The sequence below is a fragment of the Candidatus Korarchaeota archaeon NZ13-K genome, assembly GCA_003344655.1.
In the GTDB taxonomy this organism is placed as follows: Archaea; Korarchaeota; Korarchaeia; order Korarchaeales; family Korarchaeaceae; genus Korarchaeum.
On sequence record MAIU01000035.1, the window covers coordinates 1 to 10,562 of the forward strand.

At 57.2% G+C, this 10,562-nt stretch carries 11 protein-coding genes and 1 tRNA gene; 4 read left to right on the forward strand and 8 right to left on the reverse strand.

Going from position 1 to position 10,562, the window contains the following annotated elements:
• Window positions 1–902 (reverse strand): MBL fold metallo-hydrolase (locus BA066_04775; protein ID RDD53362.1); only part of this gene is annotated, 902 nt, incomplete at its 3' end.
• Between the two features lie 192 nt (window positions 903–1,094).
• On the opposite strand from BA066_04775, the gene BA066_04780 reads away from it, so the two are divergent.
• From BA066_04780 to mvk, 3 genes are all read left to right on the forward strand, one after another.
• Window positions 1,095–1,715: a hypothetical protein gene (locus tag BA066_04780; GenBank protein ID RDD53363.1), complete on the forward strand. Its 621-nt coding sequence runs from the start codon at window positions 1,095–1,097 to the stop codon at window positions 1,713–1,715.
• A gap of 183 nt (window positions 1,716–1,898) precedes the next feature.
• Window positions 1,899–1,972 (forward strand) — tRNA-Asn (locus BA066_04785).
• 184 nt (window positions 1,973–2,156) lie between these two features.
• Window positions 2,157–3,125: a mevalonate kinase gene (mvk, locus tag BA066_04790; GenBank protein ID RDD53364.1), complete on the forward strand. Its 969-nt coding sequence runs from the start codon at window positions 2,157–2,159 to the stop codon at window positions 3,123–3,125.
• Between the two features lies 1 nt (window position 3,126).
• On the opposite strand, the gene BA066_04795 is transcribed toward mvk, so the two are convergent.
• Window positions 3,127–4,314 (reverse strand): nicotinate phosphoribosyltransferase, encoded by a 1,188-nt coding sequence (locus tag BA066_04795; protein ID RDD53365.1) that lies wholly within the window; start codon window positions 4,312–4,314, stop codon window positions 3,127–3,129.
• A gap of 416 nt (window positions 4,315–4,730) precedes the next feature.
• Between BA066_04795 and BA066_04800 the strand changes: the two genes are divergently transcribed.
• Window positions 4,731–5,813: an inositol-3-phosphate synthase gene (locus tag BA066_04800; protein ID RDD53366.1), complete on the forward strand. Its 1,083-nt coding sequence runs from the start codon at window positions 4,731–4,733 to the stop codon at window positions 5,811–5,813.
• Between the two features lie 13 nt (window positions 5,814–5,826).
• Here BA066_04800 and BA066_04805 read toward each other — a convergent pair whose 3' ends face one another.
• The 6 genes from BA066_04805 to BA066_04830 form a co-directional block, all read right to left on the reverse strand.
• Entirely contained in the window at window positions 5,827–6,048 is a 222-nt protein-coding gene (locus tag BA066_04805; protein ID RDD53367.1) for a hypothetical protein, read from the reverse strand.
• Window positions 6,049–6,121: 73 nt separating this feature from the next.
• Entirely contained in the window at window positions 6,122–6,691 is a 570-nt protein-coding gene (locus BA066_04810) for a hypothetical protein (GenBank protein ID RDD53368.1), read from the reverse strand.
• A complete protein-coding gene (locus BA066_04815; GenBank protein ID RDD53369.1) occupies window positions 6,688–7,647 on the reverse strand; it encodes an ABC transporter ATP-binding protein in 960 nt (319 codons plus the stop codon). The genes BA066_04810 and BA066_04815 overlap by 4 nt, the downstream gene beginning before the upstream one ends.
• Before the next feature lie 4 nt (window positions 7,648–7,651).
• A complete protein-coding gene (locus tag BA066_04820) occupies window positions 7,652–8,602 on the reverse strand; it encodes an ABC transporter ATP-binding protein (protein ID RDD53370.1) in 951 nt (316 codons plus the stop codon).
• A gap of 2 nt (window positions 8,603–8,604) precedes the next feature.
• Entirely contained in the window at window positions 8,605–9,993 is a 1,389-nt protein-coding gene (locus BA066_04825; GenBank protein ID RDD53371.1) for an ABC transporter permease, read from the reverse strand.
• Window positions 9,990–10,562, reverse strand: a 573-nt coding sequence (locus tag BA066_04830) for an ABC transporter permease (GenBank protein ID RDD53372.1), incomplete at its 5' end; no start/stop codon positions are given. The genes BA066_04830 and BA066_04825, both read right to left, overlap by 4 nt.

Below are 10,562 nucleotides of genomic sequence, written 5' to 3' on the forward strand. Positions count from 1 at the left end.
CCCTGAATTCCTAACGATGACAGGGCCTCGCTCATGAATGCGACGCGCTCATCCATGATCAAGGTCCTCCCCAGCCTCCTGGCAACATGAGAGATGCTCCTTATCCTATCAGCATCCGATGAGGACACCTCAACCAAGATCAGGGAATCAGAACCCTCAGTTAAGGACACTATCCTCTCGGAGACGTCCTCCTCGCTCGAGACCTCGAACCCTATCCTCTTCGGGGGCGCGACACCCCACCTGTAGAGCATCCTCCCCTCCAGGAGCCTAAGCAGTGAGCCCTCGGGATCGTTCTCCGGGGCGATCTTGGTGGCCTCCATTATCAGCACATCAACCCCCTCAGAGGAGGCCCTGCTAATGAAATCGAGGGTCATGTCCCTCCTTGGACCGTGGATCCTCAGGTCTCCGGTGTAAGCCACCTTCCTCCCGCGGCACTCGATCAGGAAGCCGTAGGAGCCGGGGATGGAATGATCGACATGAATCGGGGTCACGGAGAGCCCACCGACCTCTATCAGATCTCCGGTCCTGAAAGTGCGGAACTCAAGGGGGAGCTCCTCAGCGTAACCCAGCTCGATGTTGGCGTCTATCACCGCCTTCGCTGCCTCACCTATGAAGACCCTGGAACCCGCGGGGAGCATGTTCAAGTAACCCCAGTGGTCCTGATGGGCATGGCTCAGGAAGATCCCCCTGAGCCGTTCAGCGCCAATCCCCTCGATCTTACTAACGAGCCTGGTCTTCAGGTAGTCCTCCTCGAAGGCAGGGGACATGAAGGGTCTCTGAAAGAACTCTTCCTCCCTGAGGAAGTTCTTCCCGTAGTCCAAGAATATCACATCATCCTCCGACCTGATCATGATCCTGTTGCCGCCTATCTCTCCCACTCCACCGAGCAGGGATATCTCCATACGCTAGATGGAGGAGGTTGCCCTTTTTACCCTTCTCGAGACCGGTCGGGGAGCAGCTCGCAGAATCCCGCGGATCCCCAATCGTGAGCTCACACGGTCCAAGAACGCAGGAGTTGCTCAGCGGGGTAGGTTGAGGGCGGATGTCAAGCTTTTTATTGAAACTCGGGTCACTGACTTAAGTGAGGGAGGTCATTGTCTGAGGCAATAGCGGGGTCTCTCCTGGAGGAGGCGCTGAAGCAGGCCCTCGGGAGGATAGCTAAGAAGTTAGCTGAGGGGAAGAAGCTGAGTGATTATGATGTGATGGTGCTGCTTCTGGATCAGATAACCAGGAGGCTCAACGACTTCAGGTCCTTCACTGAAAGCAAGATTGACGAGCTGGATAGGAGGCTCAACGCAAGGATGGATGAGGTTGAGAGAGGACTCATCATCAGGATCAATTCTCTTGACGAGAAGCTCAACGCCAGGGTGGATGATGTCGATAAGAAGCTCAATGCAAGGATCGATGAGGTTGAGAAGGGACTCAATGCCAGGATCGACGAGCTGGATAGGAGGCTCAACGCCAGGATCGACGCTCTTGACGAGAAGCTCAACGCCAGGATGGATGAGGTTGAGAGAGGACTCATCATCAGGATCAATTCTCTTGACGAGAAGCTCAACGCGAAGATAGATGGTATAAGCAAGAGAGTAGATGATCTGTCGCAGTACGTGATAATGCTACATAAGGAGGTCTCCTCCATAAGGTCAGACATCATCGCAATACTTAGGGAGAGGCTTGAGAGAGAGGAAGGCGTCCCCAGGGAGCAAACGGCGTGAGCTAGAGAGCTGAGCATTTGCTGGGAGATCCGCGATTGTATGAGCACATTTCGATCTGAAAGATGGAATCCTCGTGAAGGAGGTGCGGAAGGCCCGGCGCATTGAGGCAGCTTCATCCTCGATGGGCTCAAGCGGACCACTTTCCAGAAAAGTTTATAATGCCCTCCGCCCTCCCCGTTCCGTGGCGGGGTAGCTCAGCCAGGTAGAGCACCCGGCTGTTAACCGGGGGGTCGTGGGTTCGAGTCCCACCCCCGCCGTCCATCCATCGACCTCCAAGAGGGCAGCTTCAGGCCGCTCCAAGCCGGTTAGGGAGAGATATTGCTTGAAGTGGGACTCCCCTAGCGCTGCGGTCAGCAGGTCCCGCTGAACGGCCTCACGGGTGCGCGGGAGCGCTGCTCCAAAGCTTAAAAGCGTCATCCACAACCCCCGCTGTGGTTGGAAATGGGAGCCGAGGATTGGGAAGTGAGGGCATCTGCGCCCTCCCAGGCCTTCCTGCTCGGGGAGCATGCGGTGCTCTACGGCTCCCCAGCCCTTGCCCTTAGCGTGGACAGGAGGGCCCATGCGGAGGTCTCCAAGGCACCAAAGGGTGAGCTTTCGATAGAGTGCGAGCTCGGAACTTACAGGGAGATCAATGGAAGGATCCTGGAGTACAACGAGGAGCTATTGAAGCTGGCCGAGGGTCTGAAGGAGCTCCTGAGGAGGTACGGGATAGAGAGCGGTATACGCCTGAGGGTCAGATCGGAGGTGCCCGTGAGCAGCGGGATGGCCTCCTCGGCCTCAGTATCCGCGGCAATCTCCAAGTCGATAGACGGACTCTTCAACCTAGGGTTGAGCGCATCCGAGCTTCTTGAGGCCGTTTACACCTTCGAGAGGATCATACACGGGAGGGCGAGCAAGACGGGACCGGCCTGCGCCGTCCTGGGAGGGGTCATATGGGTGGACTGGCGCGATGGGGAGATGGTGGCGTCCAGCCTGGGGTACATGGAGGTTCCCCTCGCCCTGGCCTGCACCGGGGAGCCAAGCAGGACGAGGGAAATGGTTCAACTGGTCTCAGGAATGCGGGAGAAGTTTCCAAATGTTCATGAGAGGCTGGTGGGGGCGATAGCGGATCTCGTGAGGGAGGGCAGGAGGGCCCTAGAAGCGGGGGACCTCCGGACGCTGGGATCCCTGATGAACATGAATCAGGGTCTGCTCTACTCGTTGGGCGTGAGCAGCTGGTCCATAGAGAGGATAGTCTGGGAGGCCAGGATGAAGGGGGCGCTGGGGGCCAAGCTGTCGGGCGCCGGAGGAGGGGGCTGCGTCGTCATACTGCACGAGGACCCTGAGGGTATAGCCAGGAGCCTGACGTCACCCAAGATGGCCTTTCCGGTCAAGGTCTCGAGAGTGGGGGTATCAATTGAGGGAAAATAGGCTAGATGGTCTCCCCGAGATCCCTCAGCTTCCTGAGGAGCTCCTTGGTCCTCCTGTTCAACTCCCCGAGGTCCTCTATGCGATACCTCACCTCCCCCCCATCGACGGCCTTGAGGTAAGCGTACCTCATCTCCCTCCCGCACTCGCCGCACCTGGGCACCTCACCCCTGCTCACGGTCTCGTAAGTCAGGTGGTCCTCGCATATGTAAAGGTCCTTGGCTCCGCTCCTTATCCCCCTCTTTGCTATAGGCCTTCCCTCCACCTCAACTATGTCCATGCCGAAGTCCACGGGTCTCGCTCCTATTATGTGGGAGCCGACACCGAAGGCGTCGGCGCCAGCCTCGGAGAGCTCCTTCACTGTATACTCATTCAGGCCCCCTGAGACGAATATCTTGACGTGCCTGAACCCCCTGAGATCGAGCTCCCACCTGACCTCCCTCACTATCTCTGCCATGTCTCCCCTCCTGGAGCTCGGGGTATCGAGCCTGACGCCCTCCAGTCTCTCCCCGAGGGCCTCGGCGGCCATCAACGCCTCGGTCTTCTCATCATAGAAGGTATCCACCAGGGCTATCCTCGGGACGTCATCAGGCATCACCTCATCGAAGGACCTCCAGGCGAGCACCTGATCGCCGAAGAGTATTATCATGGCGTGAGGCATCGTCCCCACCGGTCTGAACCCAAGGCTCCCAACGAGTATGCCCGAGGAACCGTCCAGGCCGCCTATCAGGCCGGCCTTCTCGAAGGCGAGGCTGACAGCCGGGTGCTGCCTCCTTATCCCGAAGTTAACGACGGTCTTATCTCCCGCGGCCATCTTCACCCTAGCGGCGGCCGTCGCCACCCCGGACAGGCTGCTGAGGAACCCGAGTATGGAGGTCTCGAGGATCCCGAACTCCGAGTAGGGCCCCTCTATCCTCATCACGGGAGTCCAGGGCCTGAAGAGACTTCCGTCCGGGAGTGAGTAAACATCCACATCCCTGCCCCTCAGGAGCTCGGCCACTTCCTCAACCCCGGCCAGTATTCCCCATCTGGCCTTGCCAGGCAGGGATCTCGCCGCGACCTCCATGACCACCCTCTTATCCGCTAAGCCCTTGGCTCTCAGCACCTCCATGGTCCTGAGGAAGTAGATATCGGTGACCTTCCCCTCCCTGATCTCCCTTCCCGTCACTATGTAGAAGTCCTCCCTGTTCACCCGAACCACCGTGTGAGCGCGAAGGCATCCTTAAAAATGGATCCTCTCCGGAGGCTCATAGGTGGATGCCGCTGGCTTAGGGCAATCGCAGGCGCCTCGGCGATAGCCGTGGTGTGATCGGGACTTGGGGTGACTCAATGAAAATTTTGTGGGAAGCGTTCATTCACGAATTAATGCGCGAGCGCGGCACGCATGAAGCAAGTTTGTTGCCTCATAGTCTGGGAATATGTGAGGATTTCATGATATTCAGTCAAATATTGTAAAAATAATACAAGAAATTTCGGAATATCATGTAAATGAAATTTCTAAATGTACCACTCCGGTGTTATTCTTGCAGAATACTGGCGAATTTTGAGTTCAAGATCAACGTAACCTTTTATATCCTCTCGTGCGATCGATGGGCAGCTGGTGAGAGAATGAAGGTTAGGGTGGCCTTGGCCGGCATAGGGAATGTCGCATCGGCTATTGTTCAGGGCGTTTTCAAGTACAGAGACCTTCCGGATGATGGCTGGGCTCCGGGAATAATGCACACCAGGTTCGGTCCGTATCACATCTCGGACATAGAGTTCGTGGCTGCGTTCGATGTGGACGCTAGGAAGGTGGGAAAGGATCTATCGGAGGCGATATTCTCGAGGCCCAATGTCCTGGAGAAGTTCGCAGACGTCCCCAGGTTGGGGGTGGAGGTGATGAAGGGTCCCGTGCTCGACGGGGTGGCGCCTCACATGATGGACTTCAGGTACGGTGAGGGCTTCAAGGTCGACGACTCCCAGCCGCCAGTTGACGTCGTTGACGTCCTCAGGGAGAGCGGAGCCGATGTTCTGGTGAATCTGATACCGGTTGGCAGCTATGAGGCCAGCAGGTTCTACGCTAGGGCATCTCTGGAGGCCGGAGTCGGGTTCATCAACGGCATACCGGAGTTCATAGTGAGCGATCCTCAGTGGGGAAAGCTCTTCGAGGAGAGGGGGATTCCAGCGGCCGGGGACGACTTCAAGAGCCAGGTGGGGGCCACGATAGTCCACAGGACGCTGGCCAGGCTCTTCGTCGACAGGGGGCTGAGGATAACCAACACGTATCAGCTGAACATAGGGGGGAACATGGACTTCCTGAACATGATAGAGGAGTCCAGGCTGACATCGAAGAGGGTGAGCAAGACGGAGGCGGTGACCAGCATGGTTCCTTACCAGATAAGCGCCAGGGTGGGGCCGAGCGATTACGTGCCCTTCCTGGGGGACAGGAAGGTCATGTACCTCCACATGGAGGCCGAGCAGTTCGGCGGCTTCAAGATATACCTTGACGTGAAGCTGAGCGTCATGGACTCGCCCAACGCAGCTGGCGTGGCGCTTGATGCGATAAGGGCCGTCAAGCTGGCAATGGACAGGGGGATCGGGGGACCCCTGGTGGGTGTCTCGGCCTACTTCTTCAAGCATCCACCGAAGCAGTTCCCGGATTACGTGGCCAGGGAAATGGTTGAGGCATTCATAAGGGGAGAGGTTGTTTGAGGGCAGGGTTGGCTCAGCCTCGCAGGCTCTCCATTTTCTCTATGATCCCCTCCAGGGAGAAGAAGGCCTTGGCGAATATCCCCTTTCCCTCCCCCCTCATGTAGATCCAGGCCCCGGAGAGGGGGTCTATTATCACCTTCTCCTCGCCCAGCTCGGCCTCTATCCTCCCATCGCTCCTCCTCTTTATGAGGAACCCCCTGCTCATCAGCGCGTCGGCCACCCTGTCCAGGGACATGCGCTCACCCCTCTCGCCAGCATCCCTAACGGCCCGTATCCAACTACTTTTTATGCATTCCCAAGCACTAGGATCATTCTGAAGAAACCTCAGGGTTTCGGTGGATGATCATCTGGCAATCTTCGACACCCTGAGGCTCTATCCGGCTCCGACCCCTTCCCCTGATCCCGAGGTAGTAGGAGACTATGATGGATATGGCCAACAGGGATGTGATGAGCTGGATGAGGACCATGAGCAGGAGGATCCTCTCATCGAAGGACGGATAGTAGAGCCTCAGGCGGCAGCTGGCCTCTTCAGCCAGCAGCAGCCTCAGGGCCACCTCGCTGGGTCCACTGACGAACCTCTTACTGTCCTCGGATTGCAGGCTCCCGTTACCGGAGAGCTCAACTCTGGATAGCAAGCCTCCACCCTCATCCAGGAAGCTGAGCGTCACCGCTAGGGGTCCCTCGGAGCGGCAGGAGACATCGTACCGCACCGAGCCCCCCGGTGAGGGGTGAAGGTCGAAGGAGATGGTGGCCCCCCGCCTCAGGGAGAAGCTCTCATCCACCATCAGCCTGGGCGATTCATAGTACATCGCTCCAATCCCGAATGAAAAGGAGATCAGGAAGAGGAGGAAACCAACCAGGAGAATCCTGAGCCTCATTTCGGATACCAGCACTTCACGAAGTGGCCCGCGAACACCTCAAACTCAGGGGGCTCCTCATCGCACTTGCTCGTGGCTATGGGGCACCTCGGCTTGAACCTGCATCCGGATGGCGGGTTTATGAGGCTCGGGGGCTCCCCAGGTGGGACCTCCCTCAGCCTCAGCCTGTTCTCGGGGTCCGGATCCGGTATGGCGTTGAAGAGGGCCCTGGTGTAGGGATGCAGTGGGTTGCTCAGGATCTCACGCGTCGGGGCCCTCTCGACTATGTGGCCAGCGTACATTATGAATATCTTCTCGGAGAAGTACCTGGTGGTTGAGAGGTCGTGAGTTATGTAGATCACACTCATCCTATGGGCCCTCTGAAGCTCGGCGAATAGGTTCAGTATCTCCACCCTGACCGAGGCATCAAGCATGGAGACGGGCTCATCCGCTACTATCAGCTTGGGGTTCAATATCATGGCCCTGGCTATCGCTACCCTCTGAAGCTGGCCCCCGCTCAGCATGTGCGGGTACTTGAATGCGAACTCCTCCGGCGGGAGCCTCACCTCCCTCAGGATGTTGTAGATGATCTCCCTCCTCTCCTCCTTGTTTCCAATTCTCTGAACTATCAGAGGTTCCTCCAAAGTCTTGTAGATCGTGAAGTGAGGTGCTATCGATCCATAGGGATCCTGCTGCACGATCCCGGTCTCCCTCCTGTACCAGAGCAGGTCCTTGCCGTCCAAATCAGTTATGTCCCTTCCATCGAAGATTATCCTGCCGCCATCCGGCCTGTAGAGCCTGAGCAGCGTCTTGCCCAGCGTGGTCTTCCCGCTACCCGACTCCCCGACCAGGGATACTGCCTCTCCCCTCTCCAGCTCGAAGCTGACGTTCTCCACCGCTCTAACGTACATTGTCTTTCCGAACATTCCCTTCTTGATGGGGAACCACTTCCTCAGCTTCTCCACCTTCAGGAGCATGCTCTCACCTGTATAACCAACACTTGACCATGTGATCCCTCTCGAACATCGGTGGATCCTCCCTCTTGCATATCTCCATCGCCCTATCGCACCTTGGATGGAACCTGCATCCTGGAGGTGGGTTTATCAGGTTCGGAGGGGCGCCCGGTATTGACTCCAGCGTCTTCTCCCTCCTCAGCGTGGGGACGCTCCTCATCAGCTTCTGTGTGTAGGGATGCAGTGGGTTGTCATAGAACGTATCCGCGGGGGCTATCTCCACAATCTGGCCAGCGTACATAGTGGCCACCTCATCAGCGAGCTCGCTGGCCACGCTTATATCGTGGGTTATGAAGATGAAGGTCTGCCCCCTGTCCCTCTTCAGCTCCTTGAGCATGTTCATTATGTTCGCCTGCGTTATCACATCCAGGGCCGATGTGGGTTCATCGAGTATCACCAGCTCAGGGTTCGTTATTAGGGCCATCGCTATCACAACCCTCTGCTTCATCCCCCCGCTCAGCTCGAACGGGTAGCGGTCAGCGAACGTTCTATCGAGCCCAAGCTTGACCAGCATCTCCCTAGCCCTCTCCAGCGCCTCCCCCTCATCCAACTTGTGGTGTATCATGAGGGGCTCCGCCACTTGGTAGCCCACCTTCAGAACGGGATTGAGCGCATTGAGAGCCCCCTGGAAGACCATGGAGATCCTCCTCCACCTGATCTCCCTTCTGAATTCCTCCTCGCTCAGGCTCATCAGATCCGTGCCGTTGAGCGTGACCTTACCCTCGTAAGTGTGGACGTTCCTCGGGAGGAGCCTCATTATTGCCCTGGATAGGGAGCTCTTCCCGCATCCGGACTCTCCGACCACAGCCAGCGTCTTCCCTCTCTCCAGCTCGAAGCTCACATCATCGACGGCCTTAACAACACCCTTGGTCGTCCTGTAGTAGAGTTTGAGGTTTGAGACGCTCAGCATGCTGCTCATGCTCACATCTCCCTCAGCCTGGGGTTGACTATCCTGTCGAGGGCCAATCCTATGAGGGCGAACGCTATGGCCGTGAGTATCAGCATGATGGAGGGTATGAGGACCCAGTGGTAGTATCCCTTGTAGACCGCTCCCTCGGCGAAGGCCTGCTCTATTATCCTCCCCCAGCTTACCACCTTGGGATCGCTCAGGCCCAGGAGCGCCAGGGCTGCCTCCAGGAAGACGTAGCTGGGTATCGAGAGCACCAGGGAAGGAACCACCGGTGGAAGGATCCTGGGAATTATGTAGAGGGCTATTATCCTGAGGTTGCTGGCGCCGTACGCTAAGGCAGCCTCCACGTAGGGGGAGGTCTTCAGCTGCATCACCCAGACCCTGTAGGTCTTGACGGAGGTGCCGAATATGCTCAGGAATATCACCACCAGGAGGAGCCTCCATATGTCCAGGCCGTAGAGGAGGGAGATCATGACGAGGAACGGAAGGAACGGGAGTATCATGTATATCTCGGTGAGCCTCTGTATCAGGGAGTCTATCTTCCCACCGTAGTATCCGCTTATGGCAGCGAATATGAGCTGGACGAATGTTATGGCCACGGATGACACTATGCCGAAGGAGAGCGCTATTGGGGCCCCCCAGACAATACCCAGATCAAGGGGTCTCCTGTAGACATCCGTCCCGGCTATGCCATAGACCTTCCCGTGTATCAGCACCCTGTAGCTGAAGGTATCGCTCTCTTTAGCTAGCGTCACGTTGAGCCTGAACTCATAATTCCCCTTCATAGCAGTCGGCTCCCTGCTGTAGTTCATGAAGAGGGCCAGAGGTATTGTTATGCTGTACTCGGGCTCGTAACCCAGCCTCTCTATGACGTAGTCCTTCAGCCTCTCCTCAAGCATCACGTTGTTCGTCACGTAGATGCTGTAGGACTCATTCCTGGGTGCGTAGGTGCCCAGATCCAGCACCTCCCCGCTCGGCTTCACCCAGGAGATGCTGACCTTTGGAGGGGTCTCGGAGTAGGTGGAGTTTATGAGCACCACGAGCTCCGTCGGGAAGTCATCGTAGTCATAGGAGAACCTGTCCCTGCAGCTTATCACCCTGAGCCCCTCAACGATCCTCTCATCCCTCTCATGGCCGGGCATTCCATCCCCCAGCCGGATGCTCGGCGGCAGCTTCCTCTGAAGGAAGAGATTGTACCACTCGGGGGCCGCGTTCCTGGGATAGGCGAGCCACATGTTCTGATCGTTCCAGATATCACCGGCCCGCGAGTATGGTGTGAGGAATATGGCGTAGAGGGAGAGAGCTATTAGGAAGCCCAGTATGACGAAACCAGCAACTGCGCTCTTGTAGCGCAACAACTCCCTCAGGATGCCCCTCAGCGAGTATTCCTCAACGCTCATACGGCCTCAACTCCCGCCCTTATCCTCGGGTCGACTATGCCGTAGACTATCTCGAGGATGAAGGTTGTTATCGCTATGAGGTATGCGAAGACGACCGTTATCCCAACTATGACCGGCACGTCGAAGTAGCCTATGGCCATGGCGAACGTCCTCCCCAGGCCCGGCCAGTTGAACACGGTCTCAGTTATTATGGCCCCGCTCCAGGAGAGGACCACGGCGAAAGCAAACGATGTTATTATCGGTGGTAGAGCGGGTCTCAGTATGTACCTCCTCTCTATCTGCTGGGGAGGGACCCCCTTCGCCCTGGCCACCTCGACGTAATCCTCGGTGGAGTAGGTCAGGAAGAAGGACCTGTTGTAGTATATCTCTATGAAGAAGCTCGAAACTACCCAGGCGGTGACGGGGAGTATCATGTGCTTGAGCACGCTCAGGAAATAAGCCAAGGGCTCATCGGGTGGAGGATAATCGACCATGCCGCCCGGGGGCAGCACGTGGAGGTAGCTGTAGAATATCAGTATGAGCAGTATGCCGTAGAACCATCCCGGTATGGCTGATGTGGGGGATAGGTA

Coding starts and splice junctions, on each gene's coding strand:
- BA066_04820 (RDD53370.1), bottom strand. CDS start 8,602: ATGAGCAGCATGCTGAGCGTCTCAAACCTCAAACTCTACTACAGGACG.
- mvk (RDD53364.1), top strand. CDS start 2,157: ATGGGAGCCGAGGATTGGGAAGTGAGGGCATCTGCGCCCTCCCAGGCC.
- BA066_04815 (RDD53369.1), bottom strand. CDS start 7,647: ATGCTCCTGAAGGTGGAGAAGCTGAGGAAGTGGTTCCCCATCAAGAAG.
- BA066_04800 (RDD53366.1), top strand. CDS start 4,731: ATGAAGGTTAGGGTGGCCTTGGCCGGCATAGGGAATGTCGCATCGGCT.
- BA066_04825 (RDD53371.1), bottom strand. CDS start 9,993: ATGAGCGTTGAGGAATACTCGCTGAGGGGCATCCTGAGGGAGTTGTTG.
- BA066_04810 (RDD53368.1), bottom strand. CDS start 6,691: ATGAGGCTCAGGATTCTCCTGGTTGGTTTCCTCCTCTTCCTGATCTCC.
- BA066_04805 (RDD53367.1), bottom strand. CDS start 6,048: ATGTCCCTGGACAGGGTGGCCGACGCGCTGATGAGCAGGGGGTTCCTC.